We start from the raw sequence: 26,430 nt of genomic DNA on the forward strand, positions 1-26,430 counted from the left end.
AATGACTTGCCTAATGACGCGCCCCGAATCATTGGTCTCTTTATTTTATGAACTCATCCGCCGCCAGTTTTCGCCGAACCAAGATTGTCGTGACCATCGGGCCCGCCACCGAGAGCGAGGAGATGCTTGAGAAAGCCATTCGCGCGGGGGCGGATGTGTTCCGGCTCAACATGGCCCACGCCAGGCACGATTGGACGCGCGCAATCATCCGCCGCATTCGCGGGGTTTCGCAGCGCGTCGGGCGCGAGGTGGCGATCATGATGGACATCAAGGGGCCGGAAATCCGCACCGGCGATGTCGCCGCGCCCATCGAACTCAAGCCGGGCGAAATTTTCGACTTCACCATGCAACCGGGCGACGATGGCGGAAGCAGCACGGAGATACGCTCCGTGCATGTGAATTACAAGGACCTCGTCAACGATGTGAAGGTCGGTGACACCGTGCTCGTCGACAACGGACTCATTCGGCTGGAAGTGCTCGAGAAGCGCGACGCGCGCATTCGCTGCCGCGTGCTGATTCCGGGCGAGCTGAAATCGAAGCGCCACATCAACTTGCCCGGCGTGCGCGTCAACCTGCCCTCGTTCACGGCCAAGGACAAGGGCGACACGATCATCGGCATCGAGGAGGGAATTGATTTTGTGGCGCTGTCGTTTGTGCGCGAGGCAAAGGACATCGAGACGCTGCGCGATTTTCTCAAGAAGCAGGATTCAAAGGCGGGCATCATTGCAAAAATCGAGGACCAGTCGGCCATCGTGAACCTCGACGAAATTGTGATGGCGACCGACGCGCTCATGGTGGCGCGCGGCGATCTCGGCATCGAGTGTCCGGTCGAGGAGCTGCCGATCATCCAGCGCAAGGCGGTGCAGGCCTGCCTCCGCCACGGCAAGGCGGTCATCATCGCCACGCACATGCTCGAGTCGATGATCACGCAACCGATGCCCACGCGCGCGGAGATTACCGACGTGGCAAACGCCGTCTTTGAGCTCGCGGATTGCGTGATGCTCTCGGGCGAAACAACCGTGGGCAAATATCCGATTGAGAGCATCGAATACCTCGACAAAATTTCGCGTCGCATCGAGCAATTGGAGACGGGGGAGGCCAGGCTGGTCAAAGTCGAGATTCCGGCGATTCCCGAAAAACTGAAAGTGCTGCGCTCGGCCGCGATGATGGCGGGCGAGATTGACGACGCGCGCATCATCACCTTCACGAGACAGGGCGTGATTGCGCGCGGGCTGGCGGCGCTGCGCCCGGGCCGCGCGCCGATCATCGCGTTCACGCCGTATGTGGAAACGCTGCGCCAGTTGCGATTGTTGCGCTCGGTCATCGGAATCCTGATGCCGTTCGAGGCGAATCCCGACGACACGATTGACCATGCCATCGCGCATTTGAAACACACCAAGCAAGTGGACATCGGGGACAAGCTGGTGGTGGTTACCGACATCCTCTCGCACGACCGTCTCGTTGACAGCGTGCAATTGCGAACAGTGCGGTAACGGCAGTGGCGAGTCGTAGCGGGTGGCAGGCATAAAGTCACCCGCGGCTTTGCCGCAATATACTTTGAAAACACGACCTTGGTGGACGCTTTTGAATTTCTGCCCGCCACTTCATTGTCGGCCACTTGCCCACGGTATTCCCAATCAGCGCAACTTTATGATTGAAAATGCCGGAGGCCTGCCATTGAAGAGCGTTTTGATCGAAGCCCTTTGTTCCCCATGAGCTTTTTCCCCCACGCTCGTAATGTTTCTTCCCAATGACAAAAAAACAACGCCTGAACCTTGTGATCACAATGAACAAAAACGAATCCCGGCACGGTCTTCACGGTCTGGTGCCTATTAAACGAAAACTTGTGACTGCAACAGCGGCGCGGAAACCGGGGCGTTTTGCATGCGCATGGATAACCGTTTTTTTGTTGCTCGCTGGCTTTGCACGGATGGACGCGGCCGAGCGACATTTTGATGTCGTGATTTACGGCGGCACCGCGGGCGGCGTGGTGTCGGCGATCACCGCGACGCAGGAGGGCGCGAGTGTGATTGTGCTCGAACCGACGAAGCACATAGGCGGCATGTTGACTGGCGGCCTCAGCTCGACGGACACGGGGGTGAAAAGCTCAATCGGCGGGATGAGCAGGGAATTTTACCGGCGGGTTTACGCGCATTACGAACAGCCATCGGCATGGAAACAAGAAACGCGCGAGGCGCACCTGAAGCGGCATGGGCGGCGCTCGGCGGACACCGCGGAGCGCGTGTGGTGGCGGCCGGAGCCGTCGGTGGCGATGCACGTGCTGAAGGGGATGGCCCGCGAGGCCAAAGTGACGGTGTTGACGGAGCAGCGGCTGAAGTCGGTGAAAAAATCGGGCGCGCGCATAACGGCGATCACGATGGAAAACGGGGACGTCTATTCCGGGCGCGTGTTTATCGACGCGACCTATGAGGGCGACCTGCTGGCCATGGCGGGGGTGCCGTATCGCATGGGGCGCGAGGGACGCGACGAATACGGCGAGGAACTTGCGGGTGTGGTGCCCGTGGCTTGGTCCACGCGCAAGCAGTGGGATGTGGACATCCCGGCGCGCCGTCCGGATGGGAAATTATACTTTGGCGTGCAGGACACGACGCGCGGCGAGGATGGCGCGGGCGACAAAAAGGTGCAGGCTTACAACTACCGGATTTGCCTGACCGACGCGCCGGAAAACCAGCTGCCGATCACGCGCCCGGAGAACTATGACCCAAGCCGTTACGACCTGCTCGCGCTCTACATCAAGAAGAAGGGCGACGGCGTGGCGCTTACGGGTCCGAACGGCAAGCGGCTGCTCCTTGTCAGCCGCCTGCCGAACATGAAGACGGACATCAACGACGGGGCTCCGTTCTCGACCGACTACCTCGGCGCGAACTGGGATTATCCGGACGGCGACCGCGCGACCCGCGAGCGGATATTGCGGGACCACATTGATTACACGAAGGGATTGCTCTATTTTCTGGGCAACGACGAACGCGTGCCGGAGCGCATCCGGACGCAAATGCTGCGCTGGGGGTATCCAAAGGATGAATACACGGACAACGGCCACTGGACGCCTCAGATCTATGTGCGCGAGGCGCGGCGGATGGTGGGCGCGTATGTGATGAGACAGCAGGACATCCAGAAGCAAAAACGAAAGCCCGACTCGGTGGGCATGGGTTCTTACAATGTGGACTCGCATCTCGTGCAGCGCCTTGAGGGGCCGGGCGGATTCGTGCGGAACGAGGGCAACCCGAACGACCGCGCGATCGGGCACAGCCCGTATGAGATTCCCTACCGGTGCCTGACGCCGCGACGCGGGGACGCGGACAACCTGTTCGCGACATTCTGTGTCTCGGCGACGCACATAGGCTTTGCCTCGCTGCGGATGGAGCCGGTGTTCATGATTCTTTCGGAGAGCACGGGCGTGGCGGCGGTGATGGCTATCCGGGGCAACCTCGCGGTGCAGGACGTGCCGGTGCCGGAATTGCAGGAAAAACTGAAGACGCGCGGCCAGCGGCTGCGCATTGAGGAGGCGCCAACGAGGACGGGTGCCAAACAACCGAAGGCGAAGGGTTGATATGCCGCATGATTTGCGCAAAGATTCCGGTTCCGTTCGTGAGCGTTGCCGCCTCAAAAAAACTCCCATGAAAACAAATTTGCTCAAAAAATTGCTCCTCCCCTCCGCCATGCTCGTGCCGTTCGCGGCGGTGGCCGCGCAGCAGACGCCAAACGTCATCGTCATTTTCATGGACGACATGGGCTACGGCGACATCGGCACCACCGGCGCCATCGGATACGAAACGCCCAACCTCGACAAAATGGCCGCCGAGGGCATGCGCTTCACCCGCTTCTACGCCGCGCAAGCCGTGTGCACCGCCTCGCGCGTCGGCTTGCTCACCGGGTGTTATCCCAATCGCATCGGCTATTCCGGCGCGCTTGGGCCGTCATCCCGCATCGGCCTTGGCGAGAAGGAGGAAACCATCGCCGACGTTTTGAGGAAAAAAGGCTACGCCACGGCCGCCTTCGGCAAATGGCACATCGGCCACCTTCCCCACGCTCTTCCCCCGCGTCACGGTTTCGATGAATACTACGGCATTCCCTATTCAAACGACATGTGGCCGCGTCATCCCACGAGGAAATTTCCCGACCTCCCCTTGATTGAGGGCGACAAAACCATCGAGCTGAATCCCGACCAGAGCCAGTTCACCACCAATTTCACAAACAGGGCGTTGCAGTTTATAGATAAAAATAAAAACAAACCGTTCTTTTTATATCTCGCGCATCCCATGCCGCACGTTCCGCTCGCGGTCTCCGAAAAGTTCAAGGGCAAAAGCCGGCAGGGACTCTACGGCGACGTCATCATGGAAATCGATTGGAGCGTCGGCCAGATACTGGACAAGCTGCGGCGCGAGGGCTTGGAGGAAAACACACTCGTCGTCGTCACATCCGACAACGGCCCCTGGCTCAACTACGGCAATCACGCGGGAACCACCGGCGGCCTGCGCGAAGGGAAGGGCACCAGCTTCGAGGGCGGGCAACGCGTCCCCTGCATCATGCAATGGAAGGGCACCATTCCCGCCGCCACCATTTGCAACAAACTCTCCTCGACCCTGGATCTGTTGCCCACCTTCGCCCATATCGCAGGCGCGCCCCTGCCCCCGCACAAAATCGACGGGGTGAATATCATCTCGCTCCTGAGACACGAAGCCGACGCCAACCCGCGCGAGAGTTTTTGTTATTACTACCGCAAAAACAACCTTGAGGCCGTGACCGACGGAAACTTCAAACTCATCTTCCCCCATCCCCATCGCACCTACGAAGGTTTCGCGCCCGGCGTTGACGGCAAACCCGGCCCCGTGAATGGAAACGCCAAACTGGAAATCCCGCTCCTCTACGACCTCCGTCGCGACCCGGGCGAACGCTACAACGTCATCGGGCAATATCCCGAAGTTCGCGCCAAGTTGGAGCAAATCGCCGCCGCCATCCGCGAGGACATCGGCGACGACCTCACCGGCGTCGTCGGCAAAAATAACCGCAGCCCCTCCATTGCCCCCCGGTGAACACCGGGCATGCTGCCGCTTTGCGCGGCATGACAAACCAACCATAAATCTCACTCATCCATGAAAACCCGCATCATCACCCTTGCACTCGCCATTACCCTCACGCTCGTTGCCACCGCCGCGCCGGCGCCGGTCGAACGCGACATCGTCATCTACGGCGACAACTCCGCCGCCGTCGCAGCCGCCGTCCAGGCGCGCCGCATGGGCAAATCCGTTGTCATCGTCGGTCATTCCTCCCGCGTCGGAGGCCTCACCACGGGCGGCCTCGGACAGACCGACATCGGCAACCGCCATGTCATCGGCGGCATCTCACGCGAGTTTTACCGCGCCGTCCGCGACCATTATCAAAAACCCGAGGCGTGGAAATGGCAGAATCCGGAGGAGCTTCGCGCCTCCAAAAACCGCACCGAGGCCGATGTCTGGTGGATTTTCGAGCCGCACGTCGCGCTCGATATCTACAACGGCTGGCTCGCGCGCGACGGCATCGAGTATGTTAAGAACGCCCGCCTCGACCGTTCGAAAAACGGCATCGTGAAAAACGGCGCCCGCATCATCGCCATCCGCGACGAGGCGGGGCGCGAGTATCGCGGCAAAGTTTTCATCGACGCCACCTACGAGGGCGACCTCATGGCGCTCGCCGGCATCACCTACACCGTCGGACGCGAGGCCAATTCGTTGTATGGCGAAACATTAAACGGCGTGCAAACCGCCATGGACAAATGGCACCAGTTTTTCCCGGGCGTTGACCCTTATGTGCGAAAAGGCGATCCGGCCAGCGGCCTGCTGCCGTTCATTGACCCGACCGGCCCCGGCGTCGAGGGCTCGGGCGACAAGCGCGTGCAGGCGTATTGCTACCGCATGTGCCTCACCGACCATCCCGAAAACAGAATCCCGTTTATAAAACCGGATGGCTACCGCGAGGATTGGTATGAGTTGCTTTTCCGCAACATCGAGGCCGCGCCCGACCTCGCCACCGTGAAAAAGTGGATATGGATAAACTCCCCCATGCCCAACCGCAAAACCGACACCAACAATCGCGGCGGTTTTTCCACCGATTTCATCGGCCAGAATTACGATTATCCCGAGGCCGACTATGCGACCCGCGAGCAAATCGCACGCAGTCATCTGCTGTATCAACAAGGCCTCATGTGGTCGCTCGCCTACCATCCGCGCGTGCCCGCCGAAATCCGCGAATTCGTCTCGCGCTGGGGCATGACCAAGGACGAGTTCACCGAAGGCGGCGGCTGGCAGGGACAATTATACGTGCGGGAAGCGCGCCGCATGGTCTCCGATTTGGTGATGACCCAGCACCACTGCCAGGGCCGCGAAACCGTGAGCGACTCCATCGGCATGGCCGCCTACACGATGGATTCGCACCACGTCCAGCGCTACGTCGATAAAAACGGCCACGTTCGCAACGAGGGCGACGTGCAGGTCGGCAAATTTCCGCCCTATCCCGTCGGCTACCGCTCGATCGTGCCGCGCGAAAGCGAGTGCTCGAATCTCATCGTCCCCGTGTGCATGTCCGCTTCACACATCGCCTACGGTTCGATCCGCATGGAGCCGGTTTTCATGGTATTCGGCCAGTCCGCCGCCACCGCCGCCGCGCTTGCGATCGAGGACAATGTTTCGCTGCAAAAAGTTGATTACAAGAAACTCCGCGCCCGCCTGTTGAAGGACGGCCAGATTCTCGAACGCCCCGCGGATTCAGGCACAAAAACAACCGCCGCCGACGCCGGCGAACTGGCGAAAAACCTCGCCGCGCTGCAAGCGCGCGGAATCATACAACAGCCCGACTACTGGCTGAAAAACGCCCGTCCCGGCAAAACCTGCGCCGGCCAGTCCGTTGCGACACTGATCGTAAACGCCGTCTCGAAGAAAAAGCCCGGCGTGACGCTCGACGAGGCGTGCGATTACCTGCACGCCGCCGGCCTGATGTCCCGTCCCGCCGACTGGAAGCGCTATGCGCAAAAAGGCAAAACCTGCACCGGCGCCAGCACGGAAAAACTGATCGCCGCATTGGAAAAACTCACGCGACCCGGGAAGTGAGATCAGAAAAATCCAGAGAGCCAGAGGCCAGAATGCCAGAGAGCCAGCGATCTGAAGGTCTTTTCTCTCTCTTCGGCCTTTCCCGCATGTGTAGAAATCAAACTAACGTCTATGAAAATCAACAAAACCCGGGCCGCCCCGAATGGCGCTTGGTTAAGGTAACACAGACATTCCTGTCTGTGCCGCAATTTACTACATTTCAATGCATTAAAAGCACAGACATGAATGCCTGTGCTACCTTAGCAGACGACAAACGCCCTTATTTAAGTGGCATTCCGGCCCGCCCCCTTTTGTTCCCCCTGCGACAGCGATTTCAGGCCTTGTGTATTAATCAAACATTATAATATAAAAATGAAATCTAATATGGATGAGGCGATTTCAGCATACCGGCAAGCAATGATGGATTTTATAGGGCCAATTCAAACAATACGCGTTATAAAGGACAATGAGTTTGAAAAATTGCATGCTGCTGCTGTAATGCTTATGCGAGCATTTAAGGGAAAGGATTGTATTCCTAAAGATGTGCTCGCTGATTTATATATGACATATGGAGTTTTACGCGCGGAAGCTCCATATTTTGGAGAAAATCGGGAAAAGCTCGAAGAAATGGCAGGCAAAATTCAAACATGCTTTGGTTTAATTCTTGGCAATGAAGTGCCTGAGGACAGGCAGCCAGGAATACCCCGTATCTTTTAAGTGTCCCCTTTTTGCCTCCCTCAAAACGAAATTAACAAAACTCGGCCCCTTTTATTCCTCTGGCCGTGCCGACGCCACCAGCTCCGCCCTCAACTACATCACCATTTCCCGGAATTAAGAAATGAATATAGCATGTTTTCGACATACGTGTGCGTCATGCGGCTACGTTTTTGATGCGCCAGTCTTATCAGATTTTCAGTATGGAGGATTCATTATGCACTCTGGCAGCGGTCTGCATGATGCATATTTAGATACTTTCGATGATAAAGTTTGGGGTGAGGTGGATGGATTGATTCGAAAGTATAAGTCACATTTGATTGATAGAATCTGGGAGGTTTTTGCGCAAACATGTGATTTAGCACCTGATGGGACTGCCTTCGAAATCGAGCCGCGGAAGTGCTATCGTTGTAAAAGCACATCATTAAGTCACAGTGTGGATAATGTAGGCGTCGCAGTTGATGTTCCGGCGGTGACACACATCGCATGGTTCAAACTGACCGATGAAGAAAAACGCTCACGAATACTGGCAGTTTATTAAAAGATACTAAATAAGTCTGCGACCAATTCCCTGTTATACAATAAATCTATGGAGGGAATACAAGGGGGCGGGCCGAGTTTTGTAGGGAATACAAGGGGGCGGGCCGAGTTTTGTTGATTTTTCCCTTTAGTCGCAATGCGAACGTCCTTCGCCGGGGTAATGTCCTGTTGAATCCCGCCGGCGGGTTTTGCGGCGCGCAGCCCAGAGGGGCACAAAAAATAAAAGCCAGAATACCAGCACCGCGAAATGCGATGGCCTGGTTTTCTGGCTTCTGGTTCTCTGGCGCTCTGGCCTCTGGTATTCTGGCCTCTGTTCCTCTGAATTTCCTCAGAGCTGCACGAACTTCGCCATTTTGATGGCGGGGAGGGCTTTGATTTCCTTGCGGGCGGCCTCGCTCGGCTTGGTGTCAATACTCACGACCTCGGCGGGCACAAGCATCAGGCTGATGAGCTCGTCGCGCAACAGTGTCGCCAGCGCGTGCGCGTCAAAGCGGTCGTTCTTGTGCATCGTCTCGGCAATGATGCGGTTCTTCGCCGGGTGCGAGAGCACGACTTGCCCGACCTGTTCGATGTCCTCAATCAGCTCGTAGAGCATTGCCCGGTTCCAGCACACCTCCATCACCACCGTGCTTTCCCCGCCAATCGTCTTGAAGTAACGCTCAAAGGCGTCGGGCGAGTTGGTTTCGCGCTCAACTTGCGGCCTTGCGCGTTAAGCATGCCCGCCACACTGTATCGCTTGTGATAATCAATTCCGGTATAATTCATGACAGCCAGAGTCTACCCCGATTGCCCTCGGCTCTCGACTCTGTTTCTCATGCTACCTGCCCCCTTTCTGCTACCCATAAGACCATAGCGTAAATTATATGAAACACTTTGATTCCTCGAAAACACTCCTAGAGATACTGGGCGTTAGTGGAAAGTATTCATCTAAAAATTCACCGTGGAATAAGCCACTCAATCAACTTAGTTCTAATGAAACGCTGGAACTGCTCAAAAAAAGTGGTGATGCGCATCTCGTGCCCATAGCGATCGGTCATCTGAGTGTTGAGGATGATAATCACGATCTGCTTGTAGTTTTATTGAATCAATTAGGCTATCCATGGAATGAGGAAGAGGTTCGCCTGATGCGCTCTTTTGTTGATAGAATGATTAGTGACCTGAACGAATGGGATGGTAATGAAACAATACAGATGGAAGCAATGATACTTCGTTCAAGTATACTTGAAGTATGGGCCAATTGGGAAAAATCTCTTTCGATATTCAAAGAGAAGGGGGATGATCCGGGGAAATAGGGAGCAATTCGAAGGGAGTAATTTGACTATTGTTAACAAAATCCAACATTTATGACAAAAATAAAGAAATCTCGAATCTTCCCTTTCCCGCTCCTAATGTTTTTATTGGCAAGTCTATTGTTGGCAATTATTCTCTCTCTATGGCTTATCGCACATTGGCATTCAGGAAATGTGAATTGGTGTCGAGATATTCATAATCAGACTTTTATAGCTGATGCCTATGTAAAATATTATGAGAAAAATGGAAAATTAGCTGCATCCCTGCATGATCTTGTATCGGAAAAGTTATTGCCGCCTCACTCTTACATATACAAAGAGCCACCGGGATTTAGCTTTGGTCGGAATAAGTTTAATTATATCGATTCTTCATATGTGATCATGCCAGTCGATGTGAATGATATTGAACGGGCGAATATTTTGGGTCGCAAAGAGAATGAGCGGATTGTTTACGAGGCAATAATTCACAAGAGCATTTATGATAGAATAATCAAAATTAACCGTGCGGGCCTAGCCGAAGACGACATGGAGGGCAAAAGAGCAGAAAGAGGAGAATAAAAGGGGGCGGGGCGGGTTTTGCTGGTTCCCCCCCCCTTTAGTCGCAACGCGAACGGACACCCTTCGCCGGGGGGAGTGTCCTGTTGAGTCCCGCCGGCGGGTTTTGCGGCGCGTGGCCCGGAGAGCCAGAAAAAACAAAAGCCAGAATACCAGCACCGCGAAATGCGATGGCCTGGTTTTCTGGCTTCTGGTTCTCTGGCGCTCTGGCCTCTGGTATTCTGGCCTCTGTTCTTCTGAATTTCCTCAGAGTTGCACGAACTTTGCCATTTTGATGGCGGGGAGTGCCTTGATTTCCTTGCGGGCGGCCTCGCTCGGCTCGGTGTCAACACGCACGACCATGTAGGCGGTGCCGCCGGGCGTGAGGCGCGAGAGCGACATGTCGGCGATGTTGACCTTGTCCTTGCCGAGGATCGTGCCAATCGTGCCGACCATGCCGGGCACGTCGGAGTTTTCCAACACGAGCAGTCCGCCCTCGGCCAGCACCTCGACCTCGCGGCTGTTGATGTTGACGATGCGCGGTTGTCCGCCCTTGCCGATGAGCGTGCCTTGCGCGGAATAAATTTTCCCGTCCGGCGTGATGACATCGACCGCCATGAGCTCGGTGTAACCGCAGTCGTTGTTGGACTTGATGGTTTCGACCTGCACGCCGAGGCGCTGCATGAGCGAGGGGGCGTTGACGAAGTTGACCTGTTCGCCGCTGATGCGGCGCAGGTAGCCGCGCTGGATGGAGCGCGTGATGGCGTTGGCGTCGAGATCGACGATCTTGCCCCAATAGGTGATGCGGAGCGTGGAGATTTGCTGCGGCGAGATTTGCTGCACGAGCGTGCCGAGCTTGGAGCCGAGGTCGAGGTAGGGCCCGAGAACCTTGATCGCGGCCTCGTCGATCGAGGGCATGTTGACGGCGTTGCGGATGATGCCGCCGTTGAGCACGTCGGCGATTTGCTCGGCGATCTCGATGCCGACCGATTCCTGCGCCTCCGCGGTCGAGGCGCCGAGATGCGGCGTGAGCACGACATTGGGCATGGAGCGCAACGGGCTGTCCTTGGCGAGCGGCTCGTCCTCAAAAACGTCGAGTCCGGCGGCAGCGACCTTGCCGGACTTGAGCGCCTCGACGAGCGCGCTTTCCTTGATGATGCCGCCGCGCGCGCAGTTGAAGATGCGCAGGCCCTTTTTGCATTTTTCAAAGGCCGCCTCGTCGATCATATACTTGGTGTCCTCGGTGAGCGGCATGTGCACGGTGATGTAGTCGGCCTGCGCGAGGATGTCGTCGAGCGTGGCGATTTCGACCTGCATGGCCTTGGCGCGGCTGGGCGCGAGATAGGGATCGTAGGCGAGCACGCGCATGCCGAACGCCTGGGCGCGCTTGGCGACCTCGCCGCCGATGCGGCCGAGCCCGATGACGCCGAGCGTCTTGCGGAAGAGCTCGATGCCGCTGAAAGCCTTGCGGTTCCACTCGCCGTTTTTCATGGACGCGGCGGCCTGCGGAACGGGGCGCGCGCCGCAGAGGATGTGCGTGAAGGTGAGCTCGGCGGTGGCGATGGTGTTGCCCGCCGGGGTGTTCATGACAACGACGCCGCGCTCGGTGGCGGCCTCGACATCGACGTTGTCAACGCCCACGCCGGCGCGTCCGACGACCTTGAGGAGCGGCGCGGCGGCGAGGACATCCTTGGTGATCTTGGTTTCCGAGCGCACGGCGATGGCGTGCACGTCCTTGACGAGTTCGAGGACTTTTTCCGGAGAAGAACCGTAAGCCTCGATGACTTCAAAACCCGCTTGTTTTCGCAGGTATTCAACTCCTTTTGGTGATATTTTGTCGGCGACCAGGATTTTCATGGGAAAAAATGGAAACGAACAGGCAACAGGCTGGGGCACCGCGGCGCAAGTGGTTTTTACAGAACAGCGGTTTTCCATTTACGCGGGGCGGCGAATGGTGTGTGTTTCCGCGCATAAATTTTCCTCATGGCCACTTTCATTCATCCCACTGCCATCATCGAACCGGGCGCGCAGATCGGCGCGGATTGCGAGATTCTCGCGGGGGCCGTCATCAAGGAGGGCGTCGAGCTCGGCGACCGCGTGGCCGTGGGTGAATACTCGGTGATCGGCGGCGCGCCGCAATCAATCGGTTTCGACCGGTCTCTCAAGACGGGCGTGCGGATTGGCGCGGGCACGGTGATTCGCGAGCACGTCACGATCAGCCGCGCGACACATGAGGGCTGCGCCACCGTGATCGGCGAAAAGTGTTTTATCATGGCGACGGCGCACGTGGCGCACGATTGCGCGCTGGCGGACAATGTCATCATGGCAAACGCGGTGCTGCTGGCGGGGCACGTGAGCGTGGGGACGAGCGCGTTTATCGGCGGGGGCGCGGTCGTGCACCAATTTGTGCGCATCGGCGAAAGCGTGATGATCAGCGGTAACGCGTCGATTTCTCAGGACCTGGCGCCGTTCACGCTTGTGGCGGAGCGCGACGGCGTCGTGGGGCTGAATCTCATCGGGCTGAAACGGCGCGGCTTTTCGCGCGAGGCGATTCGCGAAATCAAGGACGCGTTTCGCGAGGTGTATCACGCGCGGACCAACATCCGCAATGTGGCGGCGGACGCGCTCGCGGCGGGGCGCTACGCGACGCCCGAGGCGGGGCTTTTCCTGCAGTTTTTCTCGGGCGGGAAACGCGGTTTTGCGCGCCTGATGCGCAAGCACGGCGAGAGCGAATCCGGCTCGCCCGCCGCGGATTAATGTGGAACGACGGCGCCGAAAAATTTGTCCCAAGAGCATGCACGAAAAACCGCGAAGCCCGATTGTTCCCGCGCTGATCACCCTGGCGCTGATCGGTTTTATGGCGTGGACGCTCGTGAAACACCAGCGGCGCGCGGAGGGGCTGGCCGCGGCTGAAAAAGCGCGGACCGAGGCAACGGATGACCGGGCGGCGTTGACCGCGGCGGCGCAAAAAGCCCGCGCAAATGCGTTGACTGCGGAGGCGCGGCGACTCGGCGCGGCGGCGTTTAAGGAGCAACTGGCGGCGCACCTCGACAACGACCATGTCCGGCGAAACGAGGCCGTGCTCGCGTTCAAGGACGCGGGGGCGCTGCAACGTTTTCTGGCGCGGGCGAAAGACGCGGGGCTGATGGTGATGTCGAGCTCGGAAAAGTTGCTGTCGGCGCGCGTGCGTTATGCGTCGCTCGACGGACTGGCGTCGGAGATCACGGACAACTCATCCGACTACGAGGAGGTTGGCGGCAACTTTATCGCGGAGATTCCAACCGTGCCGGAAACCGAGGCGCGCACGGCGCGCTCGCAGGTTCCCGTGCGCGACAATTTGCTCGGGGCGATCGGCGTCGCGGGCGCGGACAACAGCCAATGGGGGCGCGGCGTGACGATCGCGGTGCTCGACAGCGGCGTGGCGGCGGACGCGACATTCGGGCAGCGCGTGCGCAGGCTCGACGCCGGCCACGGCGTTTCAATTGAGGCGGGGGAGGGGCACGGCACCGCCGTGGCATCGCTCGCCGCGGGCGCCGCCGCCGACGCGCCCGGTGTCGCTCCCGCGGCCGACATCCTGAGCATCCGCGTGACGGATTCAAACGGTCTTGGCGATCTCTACACCATCTCGGAGGCGATCATGCAGGCGGCGGATTCCGGCGCGCAGATCATCAATGTGAGCCTCGGCAGTTACGGGACGAGCGCGGTGTTGTTGCGCGCGATTGAATACGCGATGCAGGGCGGCGCGGTTGTCGTGGCGGCGGCGGGCAACGACCAGGCGGCGCAGCTCATGTGGCCCGCCGCCTACTCGCGGGTGATTTCGGTGGGGGCGACGGACGCGATGCAGCAGCAGCTTATTTTTTCCAACTCGGGCGCGCAGTTGCAGATAACCGCGCCGGGCTACGCCATACTGGCCGCGTGGGCGGATGAGTCGCGGGTTGGCTTCACAGGCACATCGGCGAGCGCGCCGGTGGTGTCGGGCGCGATTGCGGCGCTGATGTCGGCCTATGGCGGAATCAGCGCGCAGGAGGCGTGGGCGATTTTGGTGGCGCACGTCAACGACGCCGGCGCGGAAGGGCGCGACGATGATTACGGCGCGGGCGTGATCGACCTTGGCTGGGCGTTGGAAAGCAACGATCCCACGCGCGTGGACACGGCCATTTCGAGCCATTATTACAACAGCAAGGACGGCACGGTCGATGTCGTTGTGCAAAACCGCAGCGCCACGGCCATGTCGGGGATGACGCTTGTGGTGGAGGTCAACGGGGCTGTCTCGAATGTCACGCTGCCGTGGGTCGACGCCCGCGCAACGACTGTCGTGAAAGTGCCGGTGCCCGAGGGCGCGGAAACCATTGTGAACACAACGCTGCTCAACGCCGGCGGTGTGACCGACAAAAATCCGGCGAACAATCACAAGGCCAGCGTCGTTTCCCTGGGTGGCGGCGAGTGAGATTTGTCGCGCGGACCGAGAGTTGGCCTGCGGGCCTCCTTCGTTGCTTTGCAGACTTGGCAGGCGGCGCGAGTTGGTTTTTGTTGTCCGTTTCACGTTTTCAATGAGCACACGTCCAAAACGCGCTTACGACGCATCCTTCAAAGTCACCGACGCCTATCGCGCGTCGCTGCCCGACGTGATGAAGTGTCCGAACGACATCGAGGGCGCGCGGGTCGCCATCCAGCAGGTCGGCATCGACGGGTTCAAGCTGCCCATGCGTTTCGCGTTGAAGGCGGGCGCGGGGAAAAAGGGTGGGGCGGCGGCGAAACATGGCGACGGCCCGGCCACGCTCGAGGCTCGCGTCACCGGCACCGTTTCCCTCGACGCCGCGCGCAAGGGCATCAACATGAGCCGCATCGTGCGGACGTTTTACGAGCACGGTGCCGATGTGTGTTCGCCGGAATCGCTCGGGCGTATTTTGAAAAAATATCGCCGCGCCCACGCCGCGCTCGAGGCGCGGTTGCGCGTGGCGTTTTCCTTTCCCGTGTGGCAGGCCAGCCTGCGCAGCGGCCTGGGTGGCTGGCAGTATTACGACGCGGCGTATGAAGTGGCGCTCGGGCGCGCCGGCGAACTGCGCCGTTATGTGGAGATTGATTTTGAATACTCGTCGGCCTGTCCGTGCTCGGCGGAACTTGCGGAGCATGCGCGCGAGGCTCGCGGCGTGTTTGCGATGGGGCACTCGCAACGCTCCAGGGCGCGCGTTCGCGTCGAGATCGCGCCGCGCCGGGCGTTCACCGTCGATGCCCTCCTCTCGCATTGCCGCGCAGCGCTCCGCACGGAGACCCAGGTGATGGTGAAGCGCGAGGACGAGCAGGCGTTTGCCGAGCTGAACGGGGCGCATTTGAAGTTTGTGGAGGATGCCGCGCGCCTGCTTTACGCGCGCCTGGCGGCGGATGCGCGCGTGCGCGATTTTCGCGTGATGTGCGCGCATTACGAATCGCTTCATTCGCACGATGCCGTGAGCGTCATTTGCAAAGGCATCCCTGGCGGCATGAACGCCGATTCGCTGAATTTTCGGATGTAGCAACTGCGCGCGCCCGAGGTTGGCGCGCGATTTTGCTCCACGCTTGTCGTGCGCCGGCCTGCTTTTGGATATTGCAACTTGCAATTCAGTGTTGCCCGCGGGCTGTTGCAAATTGCAATGAGCGATGCGGGATATATAAATAGCAAGTTTTGTTTTATGTTAATGAACATGCTCTTATGGATTAAGTGAGAAGTTGGCACGCATGTAGCTTAAAGGGGAGAGACATAAAACATCATGAACATTCTAAACGCACTCAGCTTTTTGACCTTCGGGCTTATCATGCGCTTTCTGCCGGTGTTAGTGCCGACATTTGTGGCGCCTGATGCGCTTAATGCCGCGGCGGCCGAGGCGACGACACGTGGAACGCTGCTTGTGGCGGCGGGTTATGCGTTTGGCGCGTTGGGTGCGTGGTTGCTCATAAGAAAAATAACACGCATTACCAAGCATGCGGCGGCGGAGGTTCGCCGCGAACTTCAGGCCGCCCGCGAAACTTGCGAGACCGCCGACGAGCGCAACCCCTGCGCGCGCGGCCTGGCGGGGCAGGTGGAAGTGCATGTGCAATATTGAGTTGTGCGCAATATGCGCATGATTGTCCGGCGAGTGAAGTTCATGAAATTGAGTTTTATCCCGACACGAAATGCTCAAATCGGTTGACCGCGAGCCGCGCGAGGCTACTGTTTTTCGTTTGATCCTCTGCAGTGTTCGAGGTGTTTTTCAATAACCGCTCTCGGCCTTTGAGTCATTACGGGAGCCAAACCCGCCGTGGAAGATGCTAGGCCGCACACCGGAAAGCAGACGCCGCGTAGGAGGCGCCCACCTTAACATAAAAAGGACTAGAGCCTTTGGGCATACGGCACAGGTGGAGGATCAAATTTTTAATAAATTTCCAAACTCAATATAATTCATCAACTCGTTGGCTTGCTTTGTATTGAGGCACTGGCGGGCTTGAGGTTTCAGCGCCATCTTGCGGAAACGCCCGGCGGTTGCGACGGGATTTTTTTCAAGCCACTTTCTGGGCCCAGCTAGAGTGGGATTACCCTCGAATTGCGGACAGTGGCGCAGACGGGATGGGAAGATCAGTTGTTAAGTTTTTCGAAGTCAACCGGGGAAAGATATCCGAGTGAGGAGTGCAGACGCCGGGGATTGTAAAACGCCTCAATCCACTCAAAGACCGTCGCACGGCCCTGAGCCCGGCTCTTGAAGCGCGTGCGATAAACCAGTTCGATCTTCAAGGTCGAGAAAAACGACTCGTTCTGGGCGTTGTCGTAACAGTTGCCGCGACGGCGCAACATGGCCATTTGCAATGCGACGATGACAAAGTCGGTCGCCAGCGACGCGCTGAACGCATAGCCTAGGACGCGCCTGCTGTGCGCGTCGATGAGAACCGCCAGATAGAGCCAGCCTTCCGCGGTTTCCAGATAGGTGATGTCAGTGCGCCACCCCCGCGCACGCAGTGCGGCGCGCATCCGCGGGTAGCCGTAGGTTTGCCGGGAGGCGGCGAAGACTTCGCGCACCGAGGCGCGCAGCAGCGCGTCGCCTTGGGCGCGCCGGTCCCGCGAGCCGTTTTCCCACGCATAGTAGCCGGCGCACGAAACGCTCAGCATCTCGCACAGCACCAATATTGGATAATCGTTTTTCATGTGTTTTATCAGGGCATAGCGTTCGCGGACGGGTCGCTGAAGATGGCCACCGTTTTTTTAGTATCTCGCAGCGCATTTGCAGGGCGCGGTTCTCGCGGCGCAGGCGCCGGAGCTCCTGCTCGGCGTTGCCATTCCCTCAAGCTGTTGGCCGAAACACCAAAGTGCTCGGCGGTGAGCCTGGGGCTCGTTCCCGTGCTCGTCTGATAGGCGAGCACCCCGTTTTTGAATTCCGTCGTGTAGGCTGGTTTTGTTTTTAGCATGTTTCTTTTTCTTTTCTGGTTATGTCTGCACCTCCTGTCCACAAATCAGGGGTAACCTCACTACGCCCCCCGGGGCAAACCTCCCCCCGTGGTCAAGCCCGGCGAGTTTGTCTTCGCCGCCGCGCACCTCGACCACGGCCACATCCACGGCCAGTGCAACAGCCTGATCGAGGCCGGCGCGGAATTGAAATGTGTCTACGATCCCGACCCGAAAAAAGTCGCCGCCTTTCAGGAAAAATTTCCGCGGGCCCGCGCCGCCCGCTCCCTCGACGAAATCCTCGACCAGCCCGATGTCAAACTCGTCGCCGCCGCCGCGATCCCCAACGAGCGCGGCTCCGTCGGCATTCGTGTCATGGATGCCGGCAAGGACTACTTCACCGACAAGACGCCCTTCACCACGCTCGCCCAACTCGACGACGCCAAGGCCGCCGTCGCGCGCACCAGCCGCAAATACATGGTGTATTTCAGCGAGCGCCTTCACGTCGAAGCCGCGATGCACGCCGGTGACCTTATCCAAGGCGGCGCCATCGGTCTCGCCCCGACGGCTTCCACGGCACCAACCTAGGCATGTGCGCCCGCCACCGCTTCAATCCCCCGCGCGCCCCAACTGCAACGCCGATGTCGAAAGCGTTCACGCCACGATCGAAAATGAGTTTTTCGACATGAAAAACTTCGCCCGCGCCAACCTCTCCCGCGCTCACAAAAAACCAGCTCAATTGCTCCGTGAAAAGGCGCCTCAACTCGACCTTCGCGTCCTGCCTCCACCTCCGGCCTTCTCGAGCCTTATCGCTTTACTTCCACCCTCCCAAAAAACACTTCTCCCCCGAAATTCAACAATGATCCGACGATTGCTATCGCGTATGGGCCGCGCCGGGGGCGGGGATGGGGACGGCGCGCGTGACGGGTTTTCCAAAATCGGGGAAGCCGCCCGGCGTCCAGTAAAAGGGCTGCGCAAAGATGAGGCGGCTCCAGCCGTCCTTGCGCTCCTCCTTGACGTGGTAAACGAGCCAGTCCTGTTTGCCGTCGGGCGATTTCGCAAAAGAGGCATGGCCGATTCCAAAGGTCGAGGCTGTCGGCGAAAAAACCGGATACGGGTGCTTGCGCCAGGCGTTGCGCGCCAACGGATCGTCGCCAGTGAGCTCGAGGATTCCCATTTTATAGGTGTGTTGCCAGGAGCCGCTCGCCGAATACACGATAAACACGCGACCGTCGCGCTGGAGGATTTGCGGCGCCTCGTTGAGCCCGCGGGCTTTCATGGACTCGCCCACTCGCTCCCATTGAAAATCATCATTGGCACAGAGGCGCACACGGTTGCCCGAAACGGTCCACGGGTTGCTCATCGGCGCGGCGTAAAGCCACGAGATGTCGCGCTCGTCCTCCCAGCCCGACCACACAAAGTAACGCTTGCCTTCGTGTTCGAGGATGGTGCCGTCAACCGCCCAGCGGTTCAGCTCGCCGGTCTCGATGTGGTCGCCGGTGTAAAGCTCGGCCTTGAATGTGTATTCGCCCACCGGATCGTCGGAGGGGCCCTCAAGAACGATCATGCGGTGGCTGGCGTTGTTGCCTTCCGACGCGGCGACATAAATATACCAGCGTCCGTCAAGAAAGTGCAGCTCGGGTGCCCAAATCTCCTTTGAATATGGGCCTGTTGCCGGGGCGCGCCAGACGATCTGGCGTTTGCCGAGCGATGCTGGACTGTCGGAACGCCAAATGGCAACGCCGCGATCCGTGTCCGTGAGCGTCCAGTAGTAATGACCTTTGTGTTGCACCACCCACGGGTCGGCGCCGGTGCCTATGGGATTGACGAAACTGACGGCGGCAGTTGCGCGCGGCGCGCCTTTGTCGCGGCATGAGGCGGCGAGGATGAACGCGCATGCGGCCGCAAACACGGATGCGAAGATTGATGTGATTTTGGCGCGGTGTTTCATCGGGAAGTCGGATGACTCATGGGAAGTTTGGCGGGGCTGTGTCAATCCGGCGGTGTTTCATCATTTTGTTTGTGGTTAGTCTGTTGTGCGCGCCTGTGAATTCCGCGGCAAGCATGCGTTGGTGGCGCGAATGTTTTGATGTTCGATTGAAAGGCCTATGGGAGTTTGCTTGCGGCATAATCCGGCTTCGGTTGTCCCAGGGACGTTGTCTCCTGCTTATTACAAGCTACGATGCGCGTCAGTTTTTTTTCCGTTAGTGATTTTTTAAAAATAAAAAAACTTGATGACTTGCGCGTAAAAGGGATGTGCGTTCAGATTTGCCCATGCCCCCGGATACCTCGGACCCAACACGGTGGTTTGAAGAAAACCTGCTTCCCCACGAGCCGATGCTTCGCGCATGGCTCAAGAGCCAGTTTGTCTACAACCACAGCGAAATTGATGATGTCGTGCAGGAGGCGTTTGCGCGCGTGCTTCAGGCGCATGCAAATCGCGAGGTGCGCTCGCCGAAGGCGTTTCTTTTTGTGACAGCCCGCAATCTTGCCCTCATGAGGGCGCGTCACCGGGCGGTTGCGAAGGAAGAACCCATAACGGAAATCGACGGCTCGAGCATCATGGATGAAGCGGCCGATGTTCCTCATGCCGTCGCGCGCAACGAGGAGCTGGAACTGCTCACCAAAGCCATACAATCCTTGCCAGACCGATGCAGACAAGTGCTCACATTAAGAAAAATCTACGGAATGTCCCAGAAGGAGACCGCCGCCGAACTCGGCATCGCCGAGCACACCGTGGAGGTGCAATCCGTATTTGCGCTCAAAAAACTCAACGCATTTTTTAGGGAACACTTGAAGCGCGACAGCAACACGGGGATTCCTCACAAACTCCGCTGATCGCAGACCGAAAACACAGGATTTTTTAATGAGCAAACATGACAGAATAACCTCAGAGGCCGCAAAATGGGCCATCCGCATTGACGCCGGCATGACTGGCGCCGAGCAGGATGAATTTCTGGAATGGCTCATGGCGGACTCCGCGCACGGCGCGGAATTGGAACGCCAACGCTTGCACTGGGACCGGCTCGATATTCTTGCCGATTGGCGGCCCGTGCACGCCTCGCGGCCAAATCGCGACTTGCTGGCGGTGTCGCACCCGGCTTGGCGCGCGTTTTTTTCAAAACGCCGCCTGTTGCTTGGGGGCATCCTTGCGCTTCCCGCGGCAGCAGCCTGCATTTTTGCGTTGGTGTTTTTAGAGCCGGCTCCCGGACATTTGCCGCCAGTCGCCGCCATTCCGGGCGTCGCCACCACGCACGAGCCGATTTCCACCATTGAGCAGCAGAAACTCGACGACGGCACCATCGTGGAGTTGAACCGGGGCGCGTCGATCAAGGTTTTGTATACAGCAACGGAACGTCATGTGCGACTGGAGCACGGCGAGGCGAACTTCAACGTGGCGAAAGATCCCAATCGTCCGTTTATTGTGAATATCAACGGCGTGAACGTGCGGGCCGTGGGCACCTCGTTTAACGTGCGACACGAAGGAGCCGCCATCGAGGTGCTGGTAACCTCAGGCAAGGTTCAGGTGCAAGCCCCGCGCGAGACGGTGCCCGACGATTCGACGAAGAGCGTCGCAAACGCACTCGTAAACGCGGGGCAATACGCCGTCGTGACGCTGGAGTCGATGAATCCGGGTTTGGTTGTGAGGGCGGTGGAAACGCATCGCATGGATGAGATGATCGCGTGGCATCCCCGTTTGCTGGATTTTTCCGAGCGGCCGCTTGCGGACATTGTGGAGGAGGTCAACAAATGCAACGCGCCGATCCAGCTGGTTTTGGCGGAACCCGAACTGGCGGGCACGATCGTCAGCGCAACCTTGCGGTCTGACCAAGTGGAAAATCTTGTGAGCCTCCTGCGAAATGGATTCGGCATCAGGTCGGAGTGCAAGGGCAACACGATCACTTTATATAAAGAAAACCGCAGATAGCCCGTTGATTGGAGATTGGGCATGTGTTTGGGCGATTTTAAATTTTAAGCGGGGTGAAATGGCGCGCTGCTCGGGTGCCCGTCGTTTTTTGCGGATTCATTTAGAAGGGAAAGGCCGCACGCGCATCTATAATCATGTCCTTTTTGCGAAGCCTCTTCATGATTCCAATGCCGGCCTTTTTTCAAAAATGTAATTCGCTCCATTTGGCGCGCGTCATGCTTGCCGTTTTGTTTGTCGTGTGCGCGCGCGCGCCTGGGCAAACCTTAAGGGGAATCAATCCGGTGGTGGCGCCGGCGGTGGAATACTTTTCATTGGGGGATATCAAGGTTGTTGATCCCGAGTTCAAGGCGCTGCAAAACAAGGGGAAGGATTATCTTCTATGGCTCAATCCGGATGCATTATTGCATTTTTATAGAGTTGAGGCGGGCCTTGCGCCAAAGGCGGATGCTTACGCTGGCTGGGAATCCGAGGAGGTGTGGGGCGCGGGACCGTTGCGCGGCGGTTTTTTGGGATACTATATTTCGTCGCTTGCAATGATGTGGCAGGCGACGGGCGATCCGGCGCTCATGGATCGGTTGCGTTACACGTTGGGCGAGCTCAATGAATGCCGCCGCGCCGGAAAGGACGGATTTATAATGGGGATAAAGAACGGACGGGAGCTGTTCGGGCAAGTGGCGTCGGGAAACATTCGCAGCAACAATCCCACGCTCAACGGCGCGTGGGCTCCCGTGTATTTGATCAACAAATTGATGCTCGGGCTCGGCGAGGCATACCGGGGGTGCGACTGCCGCGACGCGCTTCCGTTGCTCACGGGACTGGCCGATTGGTTTGGCACCGAGGTGCTGGACAAGCTCACCGACGCGCAAGTGCAGCAAATGCTTGTGTGCGAGCATGGCTCGATCAACGAGTCCTACGTGCTTGCATACGAGCTGACCGGCGATCCCAAGTATCTAAAATGGGCGGGACGCTTGCACGACGCGGCGATGTGGAAACCTTTGTCCGAGGGAAAAGATATTTTGCACGGCTGGCATGCCAACACGCAGATTCCCAAGTTTACGGGCTTTTTTAAATATCACGCGCACACCGGTGACGGACGTTTCGCGACGGCGGCCTTCAATTTCTGGGAAATTGTCACGGGAAATCACACATGGGCCATTGGTGGGAACAGCACGGGCGAGCATTTTTTCCCAAGCGGGGAATTTCCACGGCGCGTGCTGCTCAAGGGCGGTCCGGAAACGTGCAACTCGGCCAATATGCTCAGGCTTACGGAGGCGTTGTTCACCGCGAAACCCAGCGCCCGCATGGCGGATTATTACGAGCGGGTTTTGCTGAATCATATATTGTCGGCGTATGATCCGATACACGGGATGTGCTGCTACTTCACCTCCATGCGTCCGGGGCATTATCGTGTGTATGGCTCGCGCGACAAATCGTTCTGGTGCTGCCAGCAGACGGGGATGGAAAGCCCGGCTAAACTCGGGAAATTCATATATGCAAAAAAGGAGGGCGGGGTGATGGTTAATCTTTTCATCTCGTCCCGGGTTGAGCTTCATGAGCGTGGCATAACACTGGAGCAACGAAGCGACTTGCCGGAAAGCGGAGAGGTGACTTTTGTCCTGCACGCACCCGGGGGCGACGCGACGAAATTGTTGATTCGCAAGCCGTCATGGGCGTCCGATGCGTGCGAGTTTGAGATCAATGGAAAACGGGCCGCGCCGACCTGTGACGCATCCGGATACTGGGAGCTTTCCGGGCCATGGAAAAACAAGAATGAAATCCGTTTGAAAATTCCCATGAGCGTGCGCACCGAGCCGTTGCCGGGGTGCGATGATTTTTTTGCGTTCATGCGCGGTCCCTATGTGCTCGCGGCGAGGCTTGGCTCGGAAAACCTGCCTGATTCGTTTTGGTCAACAATGGGGACGACCGCGGAAAACACAATCGCATGGGAAAATTTGCCCCGGTTCCGGGGGCCGGTTGAAACGATTCCCCGGCGAATGAAAAAAACAACCTCCAGACCCGTGCGGCTGCGCCTCCCCGTGGAAACATCTCCGCACGGGTTAATATTCGAGCCGTTTTATAGAGTTCATTTTGAGCGTTACGGAATATATTGGAAAATTGATAAAAATGGCGACGGTTTGAATTGATAAAACAAGGCAACAGTGAAACCGCGCCTTTTTGCACGGGCTTGCCCGAGTTTTTTGCGCAATTATACCAACGTCCCAAAGTTTTTATATTTTTCGTCGCAGGGGCGTCGCTTGCGACGCCCCTACCCTACGAATGATTCTCAAACCGGGCGTCGCAAACGACGCCCCTACCAAAGGTCTAATTGATTAAGGACGTTGGTATTAGAACTATGGGGTTATTCTGTCGCATTTTAGGCAGGGCTCACCGGGACAGTTCGCCCTGTCAAAAGGCATTCCCTTGCGCCAATTTAAACCGGAACAGCCCTAAAAGCGGGACGAAGCCAATATTTTTCACCGCATTCAGTTTAGCGAGGCATCGGAGTTTTGAGGCAGCTTGGCGCGCAGGACTTCGAATTGTTTTCGAGTCGCCTGATTCGTTGAAACGGCGAGGCCGAGCCTGATGAGCTGCCGCCCGATTTGCGTGTCGCCGTTTTGCACCAGCAGTTCCGCGGCTTGATATAAAAGGCCGGTGTTTTTGGGGAAAATCAGCGTGCCTTCGAGAAGCGCGTTGAGGTGGCCCGGCGCCGGGGGCACGGCGCTGTGCGACCATGCGCTTCCAATGAGCATGTAAACCTCTTCCATTGAGGGCGGCTGGGTGCGGGCTATATACAGGGGTTCGAGCACGGCGGCGGTTTGATCGGCATCGAGCCTGCCGTTCTCTCCTTTGGGGTCGGCGAGCGCCTCGTCGAGGCGCAGACGCGCAAGTTCGACATAGGCGCGCGGACGAATGGCGTTTTCACGGGCGGCGGCCTCGAGAAATTTTCGCGCGCGCTCCTTGCGACCCTCGAGTGATTCGAGGAGTCCCAGCGAGGCGAGGAGTCCGGCGTCGCTCTTTTTGCGCAGGTAGGGCGCGATTAATTCCTGGCGCGACGCCTCGGGGTGTCCGGCGAGGCGGAGGGTTTCCCCCTTGATGCGTCCGACTTCCGCTTGCGTTGCCTCGCGGAACGCGACGGCGCGCGGGCGCGGCAGGGGCGCGGAGTTTCGTGTCGGCTTCAGCTGCACATATTGATGATTTGGAATGTTCACGTAATTGCGCAGCACATTGGTCATGGTTTTGTAGTCCTTGCCAAAGCAGCGGATGAAATCCTCCTCGGTCACGGGGCGGGCGCAGGCGAGTTTCGCGAAGTCGAGAACTGCCTGTTGGTATTTTTTCTGTTCCCCGTATAGGCACATGTGCAGGAAGGCGTAGCATTCGGTGCTCCAATATGCGATTTTGCGGTCGTCGGGATTGTCGCTGAAAAGTTTTTCGATGGAAAACACCCACAGTGATTTGGGCCGCGATGTGAATTCCGCGAGACTGCCGGCTCCGTGCGTTGTGTGAGGGAAGCCGTTGATATTGCCGTTTGCCGAATCAACGGATTGAAACGGGCGCAGGGCGTAGGGTGTTTCCATGCCGATGGTGTTCCCGTCGTCGATGTGCGTGTAATCAATGGGGACGGAAAAGTCTTTGGCTGTGAACCCGCCCTCAATCTGTCCGAACTCAAGTGTTTTTTTCTCAAGCTCGATCGTTGTGAACAATCGCGACAGTCCTGTTTCGAGCCAAAGCGGAATCGGGCGGCCACCATTGGCGCGGTGCATGACGAACCGCGAGTATTGCCGTGAAAATTCCGCGTAGGGATCGATAATAAACCGACTGCCATTGTCGGCGAATATTTCGAAGGTGTCGAAATTGATGATGATAGCGCCCCGTTCCTTGTCTTCCACGAAGAGGCTGGTGGGGGTGATGAACATATCCTCAGCCGGCCTCTTGTCGGGCATGAATGCGCGGAACGAATTGTTCGCGCAGAAGAGAACAAGCGTGGGGACATTGGGCTTGGCAGTGATGACTTCGGGCCAGATCAGCGCCATGCCGATTTGGACGCGCTGAAACTCCTTGAGGAAACGCTTGGTCGTGTGATTGCTGGCATTGGAGAGGATTTCGAATCCGGGGATTGCGGCGTAGCGCCACGATTCGGGCGGAGGCAGTATGCGCACATCGGTGACCGTGTAGGTGGGCAAGTTGACAATGTCGCTGTCTGGCGGCACGGGCGCGGGCTTGGGCGCCGCAAACGCGGGCGCCGCGAGGAAAAACAACATGTGGAGTCCGATGATCACTGATATGCGGCGTGCGGAATTCATGATGATTGGGAGGGGGGAGGGTTCCTTGATGTTTGCGCGGGTGACTCAATACAAGATGCGCGGCATGACAATTTCCTTTAATCCGATTTTCCTCGCGGTCTCATGACCAGCGGGTTCACTCACGTTTACTCTTGCCGCCAAACGAGAAATAGACTCCGCGCCCATTGCGAAGCTCGAACCCAAAACCCCTGATATAGTGTATCTTGCACGCAGATGGCACATGGGACGATCGTCATCTCCTGCCGACGACATGGCAAGGATCCGCTCGCCTACCTGCGCGACGTGCTCTCGCGCCTGCCGGCGATGACCAGCCGGGACGACCTGGTGCCGCTTTTGCCCGCCAACTGGGTCACTCCCGGCGGGAAATAACGCGCGAATATATATAGAAATAGTCACCATTGCTATCTATGAATGGTGACTATTTTGATCCATCATTGGTTACCATCAATACTTCGCTTGTAGGCACCAGAACTGTCACTTACGGATGAACTAGAGCAATTCCTAATTAATTGGTCGCATAATGTGCGTGGGCGAAGAAGTTGTTGCATTGGCGCGCCGTGAAACTGCGCACCGACGCGGCAACGGCCCTGATCAGGCTCTCATGCTCGCGTGGCGAGGCTTTGCGCACGTCGCTTTTGAGTTTTGCGAAGAC

The 26,430-nt window shown here is 58.1% G+C and carries 21 protein-coding genes, 1 other RNA gene and 1 pseudogene; 18 read left to right on the forward strand and 5 right to left on the reverse strand.

Annotated features, from left to right (window positions below; genetic code table 11):
* Nucleotides 1-47 precede the first annotated feature (47 nt).
* The 6 genes from pyk (at nt 48) to M2103_RS08325 (ending at nt 8,337) form a co-directional block, all read left to right on the forward strand.
* Nucleotides 48-1,493 (forward strand): pyruvate kinase, encoded by a 1,446-nt coding sequence (pyk, locus tag M2103_RS08300; protein ID WP_277509902.1) that lies wholly within the window; start codon nt 48-50, stop codon nt 1,491-1,493.
* 293 nt (nt 1,494-1,786) lie between these two features.
* Nucleotides 1,787-3,571 carry an FAD-dependent oxidoreductase gene (locus M2103_RS08305; RefSeq protein WP_277509904.1) on the forward strand — a complete coding sequence of 595 codons (1,785 nt, stop codon included), beginning with the start codon at nt 1,787-1,789 and terminating at the stop codon, nt 3,569-3,571.
* Nucleotides 3,572-3,638: 67 nt separating this feature from the next.
* Nucleotides 3,639-5,054 carry a sulfatase gene (locus tag M2103_RS08310; RefSeq protein ID WP_277509905.1) on the forward strand — a complete coding sequence of 472 codons (1,416 nt, stop codon included), beginning with the start codon at nt 3,639-3,641 and terminating at the stop codon, nt 5,052-5,054.
* 60 nt (nt 5,055-5,114) lie between these two features.
* Complete coding sequence (locus tag M2103_RS08315) at nt 5,115-7,103, forward strand: FAD-dependent oxidoreductase (RefSeq protein WP_277509907.1); 1,989 nt, start codon at nt 5,115-5,117, stop codon at nt 7,101-7,103.
* A gap of 351 nt (nt 7,104-7,454) precedes the next feature.
* Nucleotides 7,455-7,799 carry a hypothetical protein gene (locus M2103_RS08320; protein WP_277509908.1) on the forward strand — a complete coding sequence of 115 codons (345 nt, stop codon included), beginning with the start codon at nt 7,455-7,457 and terminating at the stop codon, nt 7,797-7,799.
* A 214-nt stretch (nt 7,800-8,013) separates the two neighbouring features.
* A complete protein-coding gene (locus M2103_RS08325; RefSeq protein ID WP_277509909.1) occupies nt 8,014-8,337 on the forward strand; it encodes a hypothetical protein in 324 nt (107 codons plus the stop codon).
* 327 nt (nt 8,338-8,664) lie between these two features.
* Here the strand turns inward: M2103_RS08325 and M2103_RS08330 are convergent, their stop codons facing one another.
* Nucleotides 8,665-8,931, reverse strand: coding sequence for a hypothetical protein (locus M2103_RS08330; RefSeq protein WP_277509910.1), 267 nt, complete (start codon nt 8,929-8,931; stop codon nt 8,665-8,667).
* A gap of 268 nt (nt 8,932-9,199) precedes the next feature.
* Between M2103_RS08330 and M2103_RS08335 the strand changes: the two genes are divergently transcribed.
* Together M2103_RS08335 and M2103_RS08340 are read left to right on the forward strand one after the other, a co-directional pair.
* Nucleotides 9,200-9,628 carry a hypothetical protein gene (locus M2103_RS08335; protein WP_277509911.1) on the forward strand — a complete coding sequence of 143 codons (429 nt, stop codon included), beginning with the start codon at nt 9,200-9,202 and terminating at the stop codon, nt 9,626-9,628.
* A 51-nt stretch (nt 9,629-9,679) separates the two neighbouring features.
* Entirely contained in the window at nt 9,680-10,183 is a 504-nt protein-coding gene (locus M2103_RS08340) for a hypothetical protein (RefSeq protein WP_277509912.1), read from the forward strand.
* A 243-nt stretch (nt 10,184-10,426) separates the two neighbouring features.
* Here M2103_RS08340 and serA read toward each other — a convergent pair whose 3' ends face one another.
* Nucleotides 10,427-12,016 carry a phosphoglycerate dehydrogenase gene (gene serA, locus M2103_RS08345; RefSeq protein WP_277509913.1) on the reverse strand — a complete coding sequence of 530 codons (1,590 nt, stop codon included), beginning with the start codon at nt 12,014-12,016 and terminating at the stop codon, nt 10,427-10,429.
* Nucleotides 12,017-12,142: 126 nt separating this feature from the next.
* Here serA and lpxA point away from each other — a divergent pair, with 126 nt between their 5' ends.
* The 5 genes from lpxA (at nt 12,143) to ssrS (ending at nt 16,542) form a co-directional block, all read left to right on the forward strand.
* Nucleotides 12,143-12,916: an acyl-ACP--UDP-N-acetylglucosamine O-acyltransferase gene (gene lpxA / locus M2103_RS08350; protein WP_277509914.1), complete on the forward strand. Its 774-nt coding sequence runs from the start codon at nt 12,143-12,145 to the stop codon at nt 12,914-12,916.
* 37 nt (nt 12,917-12,953) lie between these two features.
* Complete coding sequence (locus tag M2103_RS08355; protein ID WP_277509915.1) at nt 12,954-14,606, forward strand: S8 family serine peptidase; 1,653 nt, start codon at nt 12,954-12,956, stop codon at nt 14,604-14,606.
* 103 nt (nt 14,607-14,709) lie between these two features.
* Nucleotides 14,710-15,672 (forward strand): GTP cyclohydrolase FolE2, encoded by a 963-nt coding sequence (gene folE2, locus M2103_RS08360; protein ID WP_277509916.1) that lies wholly within the window; start codon nt 14,710-14,712, stop codon nt 15,670-15,672.
* A 234-nt stretch (nt 15,673-15,906) separates the two neighbouring features.
* Nucleotides 15,907-16,239: a hypothetical protein gene (locus M2103_RS08365; protein WP_277509917.1), complete on the forward strand. Its 333-nt coding sequence runs from the start codon at nt 15,907-15,909 to the stop codon at nt 16,237-16,239.
* A 120-nt stretch (nt 16,240-16,359) separates the two neighbouring features.
* Nucleotides 16,360-16,542: non-coding RNA, 6S RNA (ssrS, locus tag M2103_RS08370), on the forward strand.
* A gap of 206 nt (nt 16,543-16,748) precedes the next feature.
* On the opposite strand, the gene M2103_RS08375 is transcribed toward ssrS, so the two are convergent.
* Entirely contained in the window at nt 16,749-17,312 is a 564-nt protein-coding gene (locus M2103_RS08375; RefSeq protein ID WP_277509918.1) for an IS3 family transposase, read from the reverse strand.
* A gap of 348 nt (nt 17,313-17,660) precedes the next feature.
* On the opposite strand from M2103_RS08375, the pseudogene M2103_RS08380 reads away from it, so the two are divergent.
* Nucleotides 17,661-18,104, forward strand: a pseudogene (locus tag M2103_RS08380) (Gfo/Idh/MocA family oxidoreductase); the annotation flags it as partial.
* A gap of 319 nt (nt 18,105-18,423) precedes the next feature.
* Here M2103_RS08380 and M2103_RS08385 read toward each other — a convergent pair.
* Complete coding sequence (locus M2103_RS08385) at nt 18,424-19,500, reverse strand: glycoside hydrolase family 43 protein (RefSeq protein WP_277509920.1); 1,077 nt, start codon at nt 19,498-19,500, stop codon at nt 18,424-18,426.
* Between the two features lie 323 nt (nt 19,501-19,823).
* Here M2103_RS08385 and M2103_RS08390 point away from each other — a divergent pair, with 323 nt between their 5' ends.
* From M2103_RS08390 to M2103_RS08400, 3 genes are all read left to right on the forward strand, one after another.
* Complete coding sequence (locus tag M2103_RS08390) at nt 19,824-20,387, forward strand: sigma-70 family RNA polymerase sigma factor (RefSeq protein ID WP_277509921.1); 564 nt, start codon at nt 19,824-19,826, stop codon at nt 20,385-20,387.
* A gap of 28 nt (nt 20,388-20,415) precedes the next feature.
* Nucleotides 20,416-21,477, forward strand: a complete 1,062-nt coding sequence (locus M2103_RS08395; RefSeq protein ID WP_277509923.1) for a FecR domain-containing protein — start codon at nt 20,416-20,418, stop codon at nt 21,475-21,477.
* 215 nt (nt 21,478-21,692) lie between these two features.
* Nucleotides 21,693-23,621: a glycoside hydrolase family 127 protein gene (locus M2103_RS08400; RefSeq protein ID WP_277509925.1), complete on the forward strand. Its 1,929-nt coding sequence runs from the start codon at nt 21,693-21,695 to the stop codon at nt 23,619-23,621.
* A gap of 339 nt (nt 23,622-23,960) precedes the next feature.
* Here the strand turns inward: M2103_RS08400 and M2103_RS08405 are convergent, their stop codons facing one another.
* On the reverse strand, nt 23,961-25,778 hold the full coding sequence (locus M2103_RS08405; RefSeq protein WP_277509926.1) for a hypothetical protein: 1,818 nt from the start codon (nt 25,776-25,778) through the stop codon (nt 23,961-23,963).
* A 213-nt stretch (nt 25,779-25,991) separates the two neighbouring features.
* Between M2103_RS08405 and M2103_RS08410 the strand changes: the two genes are divergently transcribed.
* Complete coding sequence (locus M2103_RS08410; RefSeq protein ID WP_277509927.1) at nt 25,992-26,147, forward strand: transposase domain-containing protein; 156 nt, start codon at nt 25,992-25,994, stop codon at nt 26,145-26,147.
* Nucleotides 26,148-26,430 lie beyond the last annotated feature (283 nt).

This window comes from Ereboglobus sp. PH5-5 (assembly GCF_029504805.1).
GTDB lineage: Bacteria > Verrucomicrobiota > Verrucomicrobiia > Opitutales > Opitutaceae > Ereboglobus.